The sequence below is a fragment of the Sphingobacterium sp. WOUb80 genome, assembly GCF_050058145.1.
Taxonomy (GTDB): Bacteria; Bacteroidota; Bacteroidia; order Sphingobacteriales; family Sphingobacteriaceae; genus Sphingobacterium.
Genome location: NZ_CP165617.1, coordinates 6,165,815 through 6,183,118 on the forward strand (window position 1 = coordinate 6,165,815; position 17,304 = coordinate 6,183,118).

Annotated in this window: 10 protein-coding genes, 3 tRNA genes and 1 rRNA gene; all 14 read left to right on the forward strand. The window is 40.8% G+C overall.

Annotation, left to right across the window (positions count from 1 at the left end):
• Positions 1-20 precede the first annotated feature (20 nt).
• Positions 21-1,205 (forward strand): elongation factor Tu, encoded by a 1,185-nt coding sequence (tuf, locus tag AB1Z56_RS25455; RefSeq protein WP_075991174.1) that lies wholly within the window; start codon positions 21-23, stop codon positions 1,203-1,205.
• 163 nt (positions 1,206-1,368) lie between these two features.
• Positions 1,369-1,439: transfer RNA gene (locus tag AB1Z56_RS25460), tRNA-Trp, on the forward strand.
• Between the two features lie 23 nt (positions 1,440-1,462).
• Positions 1,463-1,657 (forward strand): preprotein translocase subunit SecE, encoded by a 195-nt coding sequence (gene secE / locus AB1Z56_RS25465; RefSeq protein WP_028072657.1) that lies wholly within the window; start codon positions 1,463-1,465, stop codon positions 1,655-1,657.
• 20 nt (positions 1,658-1,677) lie between these two features.
• Positions 1,678-2,223, forward strand: a complete 546-nt coding sequence (nusG, locus tag AB1Z56_RS25470; protein ID WP_046672242.1) for a transcription termination/antitermination protein NusG — start codon at positions 1,678-1,680, stop codon at positions 2,221-2,223.
• Between the two features lie 70 nt (positions 2,224-2,293).
• Complete coding sequence (locus tag AB1Z56_RS25475) at positions 2,294-3,877, forward strand: S41 family peptidase (RefSeq protein WP_426790468.1); 1,584 nt, start codon at positions 2,294-2,296, stop codon at positions 3,875-3,877.
• Positions 3,878-4,144: 267 nt separating this feature from the next.
• A complete protein-coding gene (rplK, locus tag AB1Z56_RS25480) occupies positions 4,145-4,588 on the forward strand; it encodes a 50S ribosomal protein L11 (protein ID WP_070566323.1) in 444 nt (147 codons plus the stop codon).
• A gap of 22 nt (positions 4,589-4,610) precedes the next feature.
• The gene (rplA, locus tag AB1Z56_RS25485) at positions 4,611-5,309 is read left to right on the forward strand and encodes a 50S ribosomal protein L1 (RefSeq protein ID WP_046672240.1); all 699 of its coding nucleotides are present in this window, start codon (positions 4,611-4,613) and stop codon (positions 5,307-5,309) included.
• A gap of 2 nt (positions 5,310-5,311) precedes the next feature.
• Positions 5,312-5,830: a 50S ribosomal protein L10 gene (gene rplJ / locus AB1Z56_RS25490; RefSeq protein WP_046672239.1), complete on the forward strand. Its 519-nt coding sequence runs from the start codon at positions 5,312-5,314 to the stop codon at positions 5,828-5,830.
• Between the two features lie 78 nt (positions 5,831-5,908).
• Positions 5,909-6,286 carry a 50S ribosomal protein L7/L12 gene (gene rplL, locus AB1Z56_RS25495; protein ID WP_002992785.1) on the forward strand — a complete coding sequence of 126 codons (378 nt, stop codon included), beginning with the start codon at positions 5,909-5,911 and terminating at the stop codon, positions 6,284-6,286.
• 168 nt (positions 6,287-6,454) lie between these two features.
• Positions 6,455-10,264, forward strand: coding sequence for a DNA-directed RNA polymerase subunit beta (gene rpoB, locus AB1Z56_RS25500; RefSeq protein ID WP_046672286.1), 3,810 nt, complete (start codon positions 6,455-6,457; stop codon positions 10,262-10,264).
• A gap of 71 nt (positions 10,265-10,335) precedes the next feature.
• Positions 10,336-14,613 carry a DNA-directed RNA polymerase subunit beta' gene (gene rpoC / locus AB1Z56_RS25505; protein ID WP_070566328.1) on the forward strand — a complete coding sequence of 1,426 codons (4,278 nt, stop codon included), beginning with the start codon at positions 10,336-10,338 and terminating at the stop codon, positions 14,611-14,613.
• Positions 14,614-15,343: 730 nt separating this feature from the next.
• A 16S ribosomal RNA gene (locus AB1Z56_RS25510) occupies positions 15,344-16,870 on the forward strand.
• A gap of 121 nt (positions 16,871-16,991) precedes the next feature.
• Positions 16,992-17,065: transfer RNA gene (locus tag AB1Z56_RS25515), tRNA-Ile, on the forward strand.
• 11 nt (positions 17,066-17,076) lie between these two features.
• Positions 17,077-17,150, forward strand: a tRNA-Ala gene (locus AB1Z56_RS25520).
• Positions 17,151-17,304: the final 154 nt, after the last annotated feature.

The window sequence follows — 17,304 nt, forward strand, 5'->3', positions numbered from 1 at the left end:
AATTACTAATTCGCATAAACATGGCAAAAGAGAAATTTGACCGTAGTAAACCACACTTAAACATTGGTACTATCGGTCACGTTGACCACGGTAAAACTACAACTACAGCTGCTATCACTAAAGTATTGGCTGATAAAGGTTTGTCAGAAGCTCGTTCATTTGATTCAATTGACTCTGCTCCTGAAGAAAAAGAGCGTGGTATCACAATCAATACTGCACACGTAGAATATTCTACAGCTAACCGTCACTATGCACACGTTGACTGTCCAGGTCACGCTGACTACGTTAAGAACATGGTAACTGGTGCTGCTCAAATGGACGGTGCTATCATCGTAGTTGCTGCGACTGATGGTCCTATGCCTCAAACTCGTGAGCACATCTTGTTGGCTCGCCAAGTAGGTGTTCCTGCGTTAGTAGTATTCATGAACAAAACTGACTTAGTTGATGACCCTGAGTTGTTAGACTTAGTTGAAATGGAAGTTCGTGAGTTATTATCATTCTACGAATTCCCTGGTGATGATATCCCTGTAATCAAAGGTTCTGCTTTAGGTGCATTGAACGGTGAGCCTGAGTGGGTTGAGAAAATCATGGAATTAATGGATGCTGTAGATAACTACATTCCAATTCCTCCACGTTTGACTGACTTACCTTTCTTGATGCCAGTAGAAGACGTATTCTCGATCACAGGTCGTGGTACAGTTGCTACAGGTCGTATCGAAAGAGGTGTAATCAACTCTGGTGATCCAGTTGAGATCTTAGGTATGGGTGCTGAGAACTTGAAATCTACAGTAACAGGTGTTGAGATGTTCCGTAAAATCTTAGATTACGGTGAGGCTGGTGATAACGTAGGTTTATTGTTACGTGGTATTGAGAAAACTGATATCAAACGTGGTATGGTTATCTGTAAACCAGGTTCAGTAACTCCTCACGATCATTTCAAAGCTGAGGTTTACGTATTGTCAAAAGCTGAAGGTGGTCGTCACACTCCATTCTTCAACAAATACCGTCCTCAATTCTATTTCCGTACAACTGACGTAACTGGAGAGATCTCTTTACCAGAAGGTACTGAAATGGTTATGCCAGGTGATAACGTTACAATCAGCGTGAAATTAATTTCTGCTATTGCAATGGAAAAAGGTCTACGTTTCGCTATCCGTGAGGGTGGTCGTACAGTAGGTGCTGGTCAGGTAACTGAAATTATCTAGTCTTTAATAAAGATTTAGAATCACATAGAATAAGCTAATCAACTGAGGTTGATTAGCTTATTTTTTCGATAAGCGATTTATCGGATTAAAATAAAAAAAAGTGAAAAAAGATTTGCAGAAAGTGGTTTAAAACACTATATTTGCATCACAAAATAAGAAATACACGGGCATAGTTTAAAGGTAGAACGAAGGTCTCCAAAACCTTTGGTCTGGGTTCGAGTCCTGGTGCCCGTGCTTATAAAAACAGATAAACTAAAATGGCAAAAGTACTTGATTTTTTTAAAGACTCTTATGTAGAGATCACTGAGAAAGTGACTTGGCCTACATGGTCTCAGTTACAAAGTTCAGCTGTTATTGTACTTGTTGCTTCTCTTCTTATTGCATTGGTTGTCTTTGTAATGGATAAAGCTTCAAGTGTAGGGTTAGAATTCTTGTACGGTATTGCTTCTTAATTTTTCAATCGTATTTATTTATGGCAGATCAAGGTTTAAAGTGGTACGTAGTTCGTGCTGTAAGTGGTAAAGAAAAGAAAGTAAAGCAATATATTGATGCCGAAGTTAGCCGTTTAGGTATTGAGCACTTGATTCCTCAGGTGTTGATCCCAATGGAAAAATACTACTTGATGCGCGATGGTAAGAAAGTTGCTAAAGAGCGTAACTACTATCCTGGTTATGTTTTATTGGAAGCAGCTCTTGACGGTGAGTTAGAGCACATCATCAAAAATATCAATAGTGTAATTGGTTTCTTGGGAGATAAAGCAGGTAATGCAGTTCCTTTGCGCCAAGCAGAGGTAAATCGTATCCTAGGTAAAGTGGATGAAATGGCCGAGCAAGGTGAAACCATTAACGTTCCTTACTATGTGGGTGAAACAGTGAAAGTAAACGATGGTCCTTTCAACGGATTTACCGGAGAAATCGAAGAAGTCCACGAAGATAAAAAGAAATTAATTGTGATGGTGAAAGTCTTCGGTCGTAAGACGCCACTTGAACTAAACTACATGCAAGTAGAAAAAGAGTAAGATTAGTAATTAACGATAGAGAAAAGCTTTTCATGAAAATTGGAAGGCTTTTTTTTGTATCTTACTACAAATGAAAAGGCCAACTATTTATCTATTCGTATTGATGTATGTGCTAACATTGCTGAGCTGTGCAAATGTCGAGAAGTACAATCGATTTATTGAAACTCCCCTGGCGGTGGAAGCTATGCAGCAAGATATCAACTATGTTGAGCATAACCTGTGGAAGATGCATCCGGACCTGTTTCTATATGTGCGGGAAGATCAGTTAAAGATTAAGTTCGACAGCCTTCGTAGAACGATCCGCCAGCCATTATTGCCCAATCAGTTTCAGCTGGCATTAGCATCCGTACTCGCCCAAGTTCGGCAGGGGCATATGACGCTGAGTCCCCTTATTTCAAAATTTGATCCGAAAGGTAAGGATAAAGTACGCTACCAAAAAAGTAAGGGTCCTTTCTCACAATTGGGATTTCATTGGCAAGAAAATACACTCTATCTCTCAAAAAATGGGACCTTAGATTCGACCTTGGTAGTAGGTTCTAAAATTCTTGCCGTTGAGGGGATACAACCACAAAATCTGTATACAAAATATCGTCCAACCTTTACATCGGACGGCTATAATACGACATTTATAGATCAGGCTTTTGAGCGTTTATTACCGCGGTATTACCAATTGGAATTGGGCTATCGGGATTCTATTGCGATCTTGTTTTCCGATGCCGATAGCACGTACCAGCGGACTGTTGTAAGAAGGTTTGATAGTGTCGATACAAAGGCTAAATCAGAGATAACGACCAAGGCTGTGAAAAAAGTGAGCCAACCTGATCAGAAGAAAAGTGATTTAAAAAAGCAGCGTAAAATCTTTGGGTATAATGCCAATCTAAAAAGAATGAGTAAACAGCTCTCTTTCCCTGTCAAAGGCGATAGTAGTGTTGCTTTATTGAAAGTGGTTGACTTTTCGTATGGGCGTCCAAAAGAAGCCTATAGAAGAATTTTTGATCGACTGGAGCTTAATTCTGTACAATACCTGATCTTGGATCTTCGTGGCAATTTGGGCGGACGTTTGTCCGATGTCCGTGAATTATACAGTTACTTAGTGGAAGAGGATAAATTCCAATTTGTTCAGCCGGCAGTTATCACCTCAAAATTCAACTTACCATTTTATCAGGTAAAAGGATTGCCGGGTTGGTCTTATCCCATTTTATCACCATTTATTATACCAAGTGCTGTAGTATCTTGGACAAAGACGTTTTCCAAAGATGGAATAAATTACACCCATCTTACGGGAAGCAAAATTGAAAAATCAAAGGCGAATCGCTATCGCGGTGATTTATTTGTATTGATCGATGGCGGGACTTTTTCTGCGGCGAGTTTAATTGCTACAAATCTGAAAGTTGGGAAACGTGCTGTTTTCTTTGGTGAAGAGACTGGCGGGGCTGCTAGTGGCACGGTTGCGGGAGTTCTTCCTGTACTGAAACTGCCAAACTCCCATTTAAGGTGGCGCTTTGGCTTAATGGACGTGAAGCCTTATTATCATGTAAGCGAAGCCGGGCGGGGTGTTATGCCGGATGTTTCCATTGTACGAAATGTTGATGATGTTATCAAAGGGAAGGATCAGGTATTGGATAAGGTGTTGAAGTCTATTAGAGTACAGTAGAACTGATGTAAATTTGTTAAAATCGATAATTCTAGTGTTAAGATTTAGAAAGGTGTAAAGATTTTTTTGTAGGAAGATGTGTAATCTGGGCTAGGATATAAAAAAAAACATAAATTCCTGAAAAATTAAAAGTTAGATACTTGCAGGATTCAAATCTTCTTATTAACTTTGCACCTCGGTTGGGGTGTTACGTCCTGGCCGATGAATGTTACGTTATTTGCTTCCAACTTACTAACAGACATTTAACAAAATTAAATTCAAAACAAAATGGCAAAAGAAGTCAGTGCGTTAGTAAAATTACAAGTTAAGGGCGGAGCTGCGAATCCTTCACCTCCAGTAGGACCTGCATTAGGTGCTAAAGGTGTGAATATCATGGATTTCTGTAAGCAGTTCAACGCTCGTACGCAAGACAAACCAGGTCAAGTATTGCCTGTTGTCATTACAGTTTACGCTGATAAATCATTTGATTTTATCATCAAGACTCCACCGGTAGCAGTTCAGTTGAAAGACGCTGCGAAATTAAAAAGTGGATCTGGCGAGCCTAACCGTAAAAAAGTTGCGGCTATCACTTGGGAACAAGTTGAGACAATCGCTAAAGATAAAATGCCTGATTTAAATGCATTTACTGTAGAGGCTGCTATGAAAATGGTAGCTGGTACAGCACGTAGTATGGGTATTACTGTATCAGGTAATGCTCCTTGGAACAATTAATTAAGAAATCAATTTAAGAAAAGTGGCTAGATTAACAAAAAATCAAAAAGCGGCACTATCCAAAATTGAAGCTGGTAAAGCATACTCTTTAAAAGAAGCTTCGGCTTTAGTTAAAGAAATCTCATTGACCAAATTTGATGCTTCTGTGGATATCGACGTTCGTTTGGGCGTAGATCCTCGTAAAGCAAATCAAATGGTTCGTGGTATTGCAACATTACCTCACGGTACTGGTAAAACTGTTCGTGTTTTAGTTTTATGTACTCCTGATAAGGAAGAAGAAGCTAAAGCGGCAGGTGCAGACTACGTAGGTTTAGATGATTACATCAGCAAAATTGAAGGTGGTTGGACTGACGTTGATATCATTATTACTATGCCTAGTGTTATGGCTAAAGTTGGTAAATTGGGTCGTATTTTAGGTCCAAGAAACTTGATGCCTAACCCTAAAACTGGTACAGTTACAACAGAAGTTGGTAAAGCTGTAACAGATGTAAAAGGTGGTAAGATCGATTTCAAAGTTGACAAAACCGGTATCATCCATACTTCTATTGGTAAAGCGTCGTTCGATGCAGATAAGATATATGATAACGCACTAGAGGTATTACAAACTCTAGCTCGTTTGAAACCATCTGCAGCTAAAGGAACTTACTTTAAAAGTATTCACATTTCCTCAACTATGAGTCCTGGTATTCATATTGAGACTAAATCAGTAGCAGGTATTTAATCATGAGAAAAGAAGAAAAACAAGAAATTGTTCTAGCTTTGGCCGAACAGATTAAATCTTACGGTAACTTCTACATTACCGATACTGCTGAGTTGTCAGTTGAAAAAGTGAATAACATTCGTCGTAAATGTTTTGAACAAGGCATCGAAATTAAAGCTGTAAAAAACACTTTAATCAAGAAAGCATTAATCGAAGCTGGTGTTGATGAAGAAGAAATCTTTGGAACGCTTAAAGGAGCGTCTACAATGATGTTTTCAGAAGTCGCTAACGCACCTGCGAAATTAATCAAAGAATTGCGTAAATCAGGTGAAAAACCGTTGTTAAAAGCGGCTTTCATTGAAGCAACTGCATTCGTTGGAGATAATCAATTAACTGCATTAGTTAATCTTAAATCTAAAAACGAACTTATTGCGGACGTTATCGCAGCCTTGGAATCTCCTGCGAAAAATGTTATTTCAGCTCTTCAATCAGGAGGAAATACTGTTGCAGGTTTAGTAAAAGCTTTAGAAGAAAGAGGTTAACGAATCCTCCAGAACAGAAACATTCGTTACAATTTAATTAACAATTTTTATAAAGTACATTCAAAAATTCAAAATAAAATGGCAGATTTAAAACAACTTGCTGAACAGTTAGTTAACTTAACAGTAAAAGAAGTTAAAGAATTAGCTGATATCTTAAAAGACGAGTATGGCATCGAGCCTGCTGCTGCTGCTGTTGCTGTAGCTGCTGCTCCAGCTGAAGGTGGTGCTGCTGCTGCAGAAGAGAAAACTTCATTTGACGTTATCTTGAAAGAAGCTGGTGGTCAAAAATTAGCTGTAGTTAAATTGGTTAAAGATTTAGCTGGATTAGGCTTGAAAGAAGCTAAAGATTTAGTTGACGGAGCACCTAAAGAATTAAAAGCTGGTGTATCTAAAGACGAAGCAGAAGCTTTGAAAAAACAATTAGAAGAAGCTGGTGCTGTTGTTGAGATTAAATAATCTCAACTAATTAGCCCGAAAAGGTTTAGACTCTGACGATTTTTCGTCAGAGTCTATTCCTATTTATATCAATACGCCACTATGCTGTGTATATGCTGGGCACAGTGGAAAGGTGGTTTACAGCATAAGTGTAAGCGCAGTTTTTTTAAAACTAAAATTCATATTCCCTTGGCAAACAATAATATTCAACAAGAAAGAATAAACTTTGCGACAAGTAAGAAAGTATTGGAATATCCAGATTTCTTAGATGTGCAATTGGAATCTTTCAAGGAGTTTTTTCAATTAGAAACTACTTCTGACAACCGCCATCAGGAAGGGCTGTTCAAGGTATTCTCGGAAAACTTCCCTATTTCTGATTCAAGAAACATTTTTGTGCTAGAGTTTTTGGATTATTTCATTGATCCACCACGTTATGATATCCAAGAGTGTATCGAGCGCGGCTTGACTTATAGCGTTCCTTTAAAGGCTAAGTTAAAGTTATCTTGTAATGATGAAGAACACGAAGATTTCGAAACTATTGTTCAGGATGTATATTTAGGGACTATCCCTTATATGACTCCTAAAGGTACTTTCGTGGTAAATGGTGCAGAGCGTGTCATCGTATCGCAATTACACCGTTCACCAGGCGTTTTCTTTGGTCAAAGTAGACACACAAATGGTACTAAACTTTATTCTGCAAGGGTAATTCCTTTCAAAGGATCTTGGATCGAATTTGCAACTGACGTAAATAACGTCATGTATGCGTACATCGACCGTAAAAAGAAATTCCCAGTTACGACCTTATTGCGTGCTATCGGTTATGATTCGGATAAAGATATCTTAGAATTGTTCGATTTAGCGGATGAAGTAAAAGTTAGTAAATCTGGTCTTAAAAAATATGTTGGTCGTCGTCTTGCGGCTAGGGTATTGAAAAAATGGGTAGAAGATTTCGTGGATGAGGATACAGGTGAAGTTGTATCTATCGACCGTAACGAAATTATCCTTGAGCGTGAAACTGTTCTAGAAGAAGATCACATTGATTTGATCATCGAAGCTGGCGTTAAGTCTATTATCTTAGCGAAAGATGATGAATCAAACAATGCAGACTATTCTATTATATATAACACTTTACAAAAAGATACGTCCAACTCAGAAAAAGAAGCGGTAGAGCATATCTATCGTCAATTGCGTAACGCTGAACCACCAGATGAGGAAACTGCTCGTGGTATCATCGATCGTTTATTCTTCTCTGACAAACGTTATGATTTAGGTGATGTAGGTCGTTACCGTATCAATCGTAAGTTGAAGTTGGGAACTCCGGATGATACGAAAGTATTAACCCGTGAGGATATCATTGCAATTGTGAAGTATTTGATCAATTTGATCAACTCTAAAGCCGAGGTGGATGATATTGACCACTTGTCAAACCGTCGTGTACGTACTGTAGGTGAACAATTATATGCTCAATTTGGTGTAGGTCTATCTCGTATGGCCCGTACAATCCGTGAGCGTATGAACATTCGTGACAATGAGGTATTTACGCCAACTGATTTGATTAATGCACGTACACTTTCGTCCGTAATCAATTCGTTCTTTGGTACCAACCAGTTGTCTCAGTTCATGGACCAAACTAACCCTCTTGCTGAAATTACGCACAAGCGTCGTTTGTCAGCTTTAGGTCCAGGTGGTCTTTCTCGTGAGCGTGCAGGTTTCGAGGTTCGTGACGTTCACTATACACACTACGGTCGTCTTTGTACAATTGAAACTCCTGAGGGTCCAAACATCGGTTTGATCTCCTCATTGGCTGTACATGCGAAAATTAACCACTTAGGATTTATCGAGACTCCTTACCGTAAGGTAAAAGATGGGGTTGTTGTGGTTGACGAACCGGTTGTATACTTATCTGCTGAGGATGAAGATGGTAAAACAATCGCACAAGCGAATGCTTTGTATGATGACAAAGGTAATTTCGAAGATGCGAAAGTGAAAGCCAGATATGAGGGTGACTTCCCAATTATCGAGCCTAATATGCTTGATTATATGGACGTTGCTCCAAACCAAATTACATCTATTGCGGCTTCATTGATTCCTTTCTTGGAACACGATGATGCCAACCGTGCATTGATGGGATCGAACATGCAACGTCAGGCTGTGCCTGTATTGCGTCCACAAGCTCCTATTGTAGGTACTGGTCTTGAAGGTCGTGTAGCGAAAGATTCACGTACATTGATCAATGCGGAAGGTCATGGTGTAGTAGAATATGTAGATGCTGATGAAATCAAAATCCGTTACGACAGAAACGACGATGATCGTCTTGTATCATTCGATGATGATGTCAAAACGTATAAATTGATCAAATTCAAGAAAACCAACCAAAATACATGTATGAACTTGAAGCCTATCGTTAAGAAAGGTCAACGAGTTGAACCAGGACAAGTATTATGTGAAGGTTATGCAACTGAAAATGGTGAATTAGCATTAGGTCGTAACTTGAAAGTAGCGTTCATGCCTTGGCAAGGATATAACTTTGAGGATGCGATTGTAATCTCTGAGCGTGTAGCGAAAGAAGACTGGTTTACATCTCTTCACATTGAAGAATTCGAACTTGAAGTTCGTGATACGAAACGTGGTGAGGAAGAGTTAACAGCTGATATTCCTAACGTATCTGAAGAAGCGACAAAAGACTTAGATGAAAACGGTATTATCCGTATCGGTGCTGAAGTTGGTGGCGGTGATATCTTAATTGGTAAAATCACACCTAAAGGTGAGTCTGATCCTTCTCCAGAAGAGAAATTGTTACGTGCAATCTTCGGTGACAAAGCTGGTGACGTGAAAGATGCTTCATTGAAAACTCCGCCTTCATTAAAAGGTGTTGTTATCGATACGAAGTTATTCTCGCGTGCGAAGAAAATGTCTAAAGAGGTTGAGCGCAAAACTTTAGAAAAACTAGAGGTTGCTCACGATAGAGCTGTTAAATCATTGAAAGATCGTTTGGTTGAAAAATTATTCACAGTAGTGAATGGTAAAACAAGCCAAGGGGTATACAATGTCTATAAAGAGTTGTTGGTCGCTAAGGGAGCTAAGTTCACACAAAAAATCCTAGCTGAATTAGATTACAACAACATCAACCCAATGGGATGGACAACTGACGAAGATAAAAACGAGTTGATCAAAATGGCCCTTCATAATTACAATATTAAAATTAATGAAGAGTTAGGTTCATTCAAACGTGATAAATTTGCAGTGTCTGTCGGTGATGAACTTCCATCAGGAATTGTGCAGATGGCTAAAGTTTACGTTGCTAAGAAACGTAAGTTGAAAGTAGGGGATAAGATGGCCGGTCGTCACGGTAACAAAGGTATCGTTGCACGTATCGTACGTGATGAGGATATGCCATTCTTAGAAGATGGAACACCAGTTGATATCGTGTTGAACCCACTAGGGGTACCTTCACGGATGAACTTGGGACAGATCTACGAAACCGTATTGGGTTGGGCAGGTCAAAAATTGGGTGTGAAATTTGCTACACCTATCTTTGATGGTGCTGAAATGGATCAGGTACAGGATTGGGTTGCGAAAGCTGGCCTACCAAAATCTGGACGTACATATTTGTACAACGGATTGACTGGTGACCGTTTCGATCAACCGACGACAGTGGGTGTAATCTACATGTTGAAATTAGGTCACATGGTTGATGATAAAATGCACGCACGTTCAATCGGTCCGTACTCATTGATCACGCAACAACCTCTGGGTGGTAAAGCGCAATTCGGTGGTCAACGTTTCGGTGAGATGGAGGTTTGGGCATTGGAAGCATTCGGTGCGTCTAACATCCTTCAAGAAATCTTGACTGTGAAATCGGATGACGTGGTTGGTCGTGCCAAAACTTACGAAGCAATCGTAAAAGGTAACAACCTTCCGACACCATCGGTACCAGAATCGTTCAACGTATTGGTACACGAGCTACGTGGATTGGGTCTAGATATCACATTGGATTAATTAAGCAAATAGGGCTTTGAAGGGCTCAGTCCTTCAAAGCTTCTTTATAAAGCTTTAACTTTTGAATAAGTATGTCTTACAAAAAAGATAATAAAATTAAAAGCAACTTCACTTCGATTACGATCAGCTTGGCTTCTCCAGAAACTATTTTGGAACGCTCAAGTGGTGAAGTTACAAAACCGGAAACGATTAACTATCGTACCTACAAACCAGAACGTGACGGTTTATTCTGTGAGCGCATTTTTGGTCCTGTAAAGGATTACGAATGTCACTGTGGTAAATACAAACGTATCCGTTATAAAGGTATTGTATGTGACCGTTGTGGTGTTGAAGTAACAGAGAAAAAGGTGCGTCGTGAGCGTATGGGACATATCAACTTGGTGGTTCCTGTCGCGCACATCTGGTATTTCCGTTCTCTTCCTAATAAAATTGGTTATTTATTGGGACTTCCTACCAAGAAATTGGATATGATCATTTACTACGAACGTTATGTGGTTATCCAAGCTGGTATTAAGGAAGAAGATGGTATCAACTTCATGGACTTCTTGACTGAAGAAGAATATTTAGATATTTTAGATACTCTACCAAAAGAAAATCAATATTTAGACGATAATGACCCTCAAAAATTCGTTGCTAAAATGGGTGCTGAGGCGTTAGAAGATTTGTTGAAACGTATTGATTTGGATCAATTGTCATACGATTTACGTCACCAAGCTGCTAACGAAACTTCTCAACAACGTAAAAATGAAGCGTTAAAACGTCTTCATGTGGTTGAAGCTTTCCGTAGTTCACGTGAAAATATCGAGAATCGTCCAGAATGGATGATTGTGAAAATCGTTCCAATCATTCCACCTGAATTACGTCCTTTAGTGCCTTTGGATGGTGGTCGTTTTGCGACTTCGGATTTGAATGACTTATACCGTCGTGTGATTATCCGTAACAACCGTCTAAAACGTTTGATCGAAATCAAAGCTCCTGAGGTAATCTTACGTAACGAGAAACGTATGCTTCAAGAAGCGGTAGACTCTTTGTTTGACAACTCACGTAAAGTGAACGCTGTTAAGACAGAAGGTAACCGTGCATTGAAGTCTTTATCTGATATTTTGAAAGGTAAACAAGGTCGTTTCCGTCAAAACTTGTTAGGTAAGCGTGTGGATTATTCGGCTCGTTCGGTAATTGTTGTAGGTCCTCACTTGAAATTACACGAGTGTGGTCTTCCTAAAGATATGGCTGCAGAACTTTACAAACCGTTTATCATCCGTAAGATGATCGAGCGTGGTATTGTAAAAACAGTAAAATCAGCTAAGAAAATCGTTGATCGTAAAGATCCAGTGGTATGGGATATCCTTGAAAATGTATTGAAAGGTCACCCTGTATTACTAAACCGTGCACCTACGCTTCACCGTTTGGGTATTCAGGCTTTCCAACCTACATTAGTAGAGGGTAAAGCTATTCAATTACACCCATTAGTGTGTACAGCGTTCAACGCCGATTTTGACGGTGACCAGATGGCAGTCCACTTACCGCTTGGTAATGCTGCAGTTTTGGAAGCCCAAATCTTAATGTTAGGCGCGCACAATATCTTAAACCCTGCGAATGGTTCTCCAATCACCGTACCATCTCAAGACATGGTATTGGGTCTTTACTATATTACTAAAGGCCGTAGAACTGCTGGCGATCACATCGTAAGAGGTCAAGATATGACTTTCTATTCGGCTGAAGAGGTTATCATCGCTTTAAATGAGAAGCAAATTGACCTTCACGCTTGGATTAAAGTAAAAACAAAAGTTAGACAAAAAGATGGTAGCATCGTTGATACCTTATTAGAAACAACTGTAGGTCGTGTGATCTTCAACCAAGTTGTTCCTGACGAAATGGGATTTGTCAATGAATTGCTTACGAAAAAATCTTTGCGTAATATCATTGGTGAAATTGTGAAGACTACGGGTATGGCCCGTGCAGCACAGTTCTTGGATGATATGAAAGAATTGGGATATCAAACAGCCTTCAAAGGTGGTCTTTCTTTCAACTTGGAAGATTTGAACATTCCTGCTGCGAAAGCTGAATTGATTCAACAAGCAACTAACGAGGTTGAAGAAGTAATGAATAACTATAACATGGGTTTCATTACAAACAACGAACGTTACAACCAAATCATCGATATCTGGACGCGTATCAATAACAGATTGACTGCGCACGTTATGGATATTCTTTCGAATGATAACCAAGGTTTCAACTCAGTTTACATGATGTTGGATTCTGGAGCCCGTGGTTCGAAAGAGCAGATCCGTCAGTTATGTGGTATGCGTGGTTTGATGGCGAAACCTCAAAAATCAGGTACTTCTGGTGGTGAGATTATCGAAAACCCAATCTTGTCAAACTTTAAAGAAGGTTTGTCCGTATTGGAATACTTTATCTCTACCCACGGTGCGCGTAAAGGTCTTGCCGATACGGCATTGAAAACAGCGGATGCGGGTTACTTGACTCGTCGTTTACACGACGTTGCTCAGGATATGATCGTTGTGGAACAAGATTGTGGTGGTTTACGTGGTATTTATACAACGGCATTGAAAGATAATGACGATGTTGTTGAACCATTGTTCGATCGTATTTTGGGTCGTACACCATTGCATGATGTTCTTCATCCGGATACTGACGAATTGATCGTTTCTGCAAATGAAGATATCACTGAAGAAATTGCTGAAACTATCGAAAAAGCAGGTATCGAAGGAATTGAAATTCGTACGGTATTAACTTGTGAGTCTAAGCGTGGTGTTTGTGCTTGTTGTTACGGACGCAACTTGGCGTCAGGTAAGCGTGTTCAGTTAGGGGAAGCTGTGGGTGTTATCGCCGCTCAATCAATTGGTGAGCCAGGTACACAGTTGACACTTCGTACATTCCACGTGGGTGGTACGGCATCGAACATTGCTGCTGATTCAAGTATCATTTCTAAATACGATGGTAAAATCGAATTTGAAAACGTACGTACTGTTTCGCAAACAAACGATAATGGCACACATCAGGTAGTCTTAGGACGTTCTGGTGAGGTTAAGATCATTGATGCACATAATAAAATCGTATTCCAACAAAATATCCCTTATGGTTCACAGTTGTTCGTTGAGGATGGCGGTACAGTAGCTAAAGGTGATAAATTGGTTGAATGGGATCCATATAATGCTGTAATTATTTCTGAATTTGCCGGTAAAGTTGAATTTGATGCAATTATCGAAGGTGTTACCTTCCGTGAGGAGTCAGACGAGCAAACTGGTCACAAAGAGAAAGTAATTATTGAAACACGTGATAAAACGAAAAACCCATCCATCAAGATTCTTGATAAATCGGGCGAGGTTATTCGTACCTACAATATCCCAGTAGGCGCCCACGTTGCAGTTGCTAATGGTGTAACAGTAAAAGAAGGTGGTATCTTGGTTAAAATCCCTCGTTCTACAGGTAAAACGCGAGATATCACAGGTGGTCTACCACGTGTAACGGAGTTATTCGAAGCACGTAACCCTTCTAACCCTGCTGTTGTAACAGAAATCGACGGTGTGGTAACATTGGGTGGTGTGAAACGTGGTAACCGTGAGATGTCTATCGAGTCTCGTGATGGTCAAATCAAGAAATACTTGGTACCTCTTTCTAAACATATCCTTGTTCAGGATAATGACTTTGTGAAAGCTGGTATGCCATTATCAGATGGTTCGATCTCTCCTGCGGATATCTTGTCGATCAAAGGTCCATCAGCGGTGCAACATTACATTGTGAATGGTATCCAAGAGGTATACCGTCTGCAAGGTGTGAAGATCAACGATAAACACTTCGAGACGATCGTTCACCAAATGATGCAAAAAGTTAACATCGAAGATCCAGGAGATACTCGTTTCTTAGAAAAAGAAGCCGTTAACAAATGGGATTTCATGGAGGAAAATGATTCCTTGTTTGACAAGAAAGTTGTTGTTGATGCAGGAGACTCCAATAATTTACGTCCGGGACAAATTGTTTCTTTACGTAAGTTGAGAGAAGAGAACTCTAGTCTGAAACGTCGTGACTTAAAACTTGTTGAAGTTCGTGAAGCAATTCCGGCGACTTCAAGTCCGTTGTTGCAAGGTATTACCAGAGCTTCATTGGGTACGAAATCGTTCATCTCTGCAGCCTCTTTCCAAGAGACTACAAAAGTGTTGAACGAGGCTGCTATCGCAGGTAAACGTGATAACTTATTAGGTTTGAAAGAAAACGTAATTGTTGGTCACTTGATCCCTTCAGGTACAGGTATCCGTCAATACAGCAATTTAATCGTGGGCTCTCGCGAGGAGTACGATCAATTGTTGGCTTCGAAAGAAGAAGATTAATCGTTACTCGATTATTTTATATAGGAAGGTCCAGACATTCGTCTGGACCTTTTTTGTTTTTATAGCGACCTTATATGATATTGAAGAAGGTAGTAAAATATATTTAGCTTGCTCTTTTAGCGGTGAAATTGCTTGTTAAGGAAGGGGGCGAACTGAAATTTATAGCAAGCAGCTTGGTCGTTTAATTGGTTAATTTTACCTGATAGGACGGCTTAAGGCATAGCTATCTTAAATGAATCGTTCAATGTTACAGTTAGTTAACTTTAATATTAAAAAATAATAAACAAAAGGCTTGGAAGTTTGTATTTAAACTCCCTATCTTTGCACCACTCCGCAAGGGAGGTACGGTTGCTTCGAAAGAAGAAATCATGAAAAAAAAGAAGGGTTTAACGAGAGTTGAGCGCGGAAATCGGAAAAAAGAGAAAAGAAAAAAAAACTTGAAAAATTTTTTGGAAGTCCAGAAAAGATTTCTACCTTTGCAGTCCCAACGGAAACGGAGGGGAAAACAAAAAAGATAAAGACGGCGCAATGCCATCGGAATATAGCGGATACGGAAGTTGAAGCGACAAAAGTTCTTTAAGAAAACACAATCATGTAAGCGTGACGAGTAGACAGACGAAAGTCGAAAGTCATGAACAAATTCAAGAATTAGTTCAATTCGATCCAAGATCAGAGATATAAAAAAAAGAATTCTGATTATGTAAATAGTTGGAATCAAAAACTTCATTTTACAATGGAGAGTTTGATCCTGGCTCAGGATGAACGCTAGCGGCAGGCCTAATACATGCAAGTCGGACGGGATCCGGTGGTAGCTTGCTACCATTGGTGAGAGTGGCGCACGGGTGCGTAACGCGTGAGCAACCTACCTCTATCAGGGGGATAGCCTCTCGAAAGAGAGATTAACACCGCATAACATCAACAGTTCGCATGTTCGGTTGATTAAATATTTATAGGATAGAGATGGGCTCGCGTGACATTAGCTAGTTGGTAGGGTAACGGCTTACCAAGGCGACGATGTCTAGGGGCTCTGAGAGGAGAATCCCCCACACTGGTACTGAGACACGGACCAGACTCCTACGGGAGGCAGCAGTAAGGAATATTGGTCAATGGGCGGAAGCCTGAACCAGCCATGCCGCGTGCAGGATGACTGCCCTATGGGTTGTAAACTGCTTTTGTCCAGGAATAAACCTATCTACGTGTAGATAGCTGAATGTACTGGAAGAATAAGGATCGGCTAACTCCGTGCCAGCAGCCGCGGTAATACGGAGGATCCGAGCGTTATCCGGATTTATTGGGTTTAAAGGGTGCGTAGGCGGCCTATTAAGTCAGGGGTGAAATACGGTGGCTCAACCATCGCAGTGCCTTTGATACTGATGGGCTTGAATCCATTTGAAGTGGGCGGAATAAGACAAGTAGCGGTGAAATGCATAGATATGTCTTAGAACTCCGATTGCGAAGGCAGCTCACTAAGCTGGTATTGACGCTGATGCACGAAAGCGTGGGGATCGAACAGGATTAGATACCCTGGTAGTCCACGCCCTAAACGATGATAACTCGATGTTGGCGATAGACAGCCAGCGTCCCAGCGAAAGCGTTAAGTTATCCACCTGGGGAGTACGCCCGCAAGGGTGAAACTCAAAGGAATTGACGGGGGCCCGCACAAGCGGAGGAGCATGTGGTTTAATTCGATGATACGCGAGGAACCTTACCCGGGCTTGAAAGTTAGTGAAGAGTGCAGAGACGCACTCGTCCTTCGGGACACGAAACTAGGTGCTGCATGGCTGTCGTCAGCTCGTGCCGTGAGGTGTTGGGTTAAGTCCCGCAACGAGCGCAACCCCTATGTTTAGTTGCCAGCATTTAAGGTGGGGACTCTAAACAGACTGCCTGTGCAAACAGAGAGGAAGGTGGGGACGACGTCAAGTCATCATGGCCCTTACGTCCGGGGCTACACACGTGCTACAATGGATGGTACAGCGGGCAGCTACATAGCAATATGATGCTAATCTCTAAAAGCCATTCACAGTTCGGATTGGGGTCTGCAACTCGACCCCATGAAGTTGGATTCGCTAGTAATCGCGTATCAGCAATGACGCGGTGAATACGTTCCCGGGCCTTGTACACACCGCCCGTCAAGCCATGAAAGTTGGGGGTACCTAAAGCATGTTACCGCGAGGAGCGTGTTAGGGTAAAACCGATAATTGGGGCTAAGTCGTAACAAGGTAGCCGTACCGGAAGGTGCGGCTGGAATACCTCCTTTCTAGAGTATCGAAGATCGGTGCTCGTCACGTTACATATGATTGCAAGAAGAAAAAACATCAGAAGAAAGTGCCCGCCCCGCAAGGAGCAGGACCGAGAGAAAGAGATGAACAAGATAAGCTAGTCCCGTAGCTCAGTTGGTTAGAGCACTACACTGATAATGTAGGGGTCAGCAGTTCAAATCTGCTCGGGACTACGAAAAAGTACGGGGAATTAGCTCAGCTGGCTAGAGCACCTGCCTTGCACGCAGGGGGTCAACGGTTCGAATCCGTTATTCTCCACATCTCCGGAAGGAACATCGACAGATGCTCCAGAATAAAAACCGGAAAAAGAGTTCTTTGACATATTGAAAGAGAAAAAAAATTACAAGAGAAGACAACAGTAGAGACAATACGTGTATGTGTTCGATGTAGAGAGGAGACCCTCGGTCAAGGC

Coding starts and splice junctions, on each gene's coding strand:
- rplL (WP_002992785.1), top strand. CDS start 5,909: ATGGCAGATTTAAAACAACTTGCTGAACAGTTAGTTAACTTAACAGTA.
- rplJ (WP_046672239.1), top strand. CDS start 5,312: ATGAGAAAAGAAGAAAAACAAGAAATTGTTCTAGCTTTGGCCGAACAG.
- secE (WP_028072657.1), top strand. CDS start 1,463: ATGGCAAAAGTACTTGATTTTTTTAAAGACTCTTATGTAGAGATCACT.
- nusG (WP_046672242.1), top strand. CDS start 1,678: ATGGCAGATCAAGGTTTAAAGTGGTACGTAGTTCGTGCTGTAAGTGGT.
- tuf (WP_075991174.1), top strand. CDS start 21: ATGGCAAAAGAGAAATTTGACCGTAGTAAACCACACTTAAACATTGGT.
- rplK (WP_070566323.1), top strand. CDS start 4,145: ATGGCAAAAGAAGTCAGTGCGTTAGTAAAATTACAAGTTAAGGGCGGA.
- AB1Z56_RS25475 (WP_426790468.1), top strand. CDS start 2,294: ATGAAAAGGCCAACTATTTATCTATTCGTATTGATGTATGTGCTAACA.
- rpoC (WP_070566328.1), top strand. CDS start 10,336: ATGTCTTACAAAAAAGATAATAAAATTAAAAGCAACTTCACTTCGATT.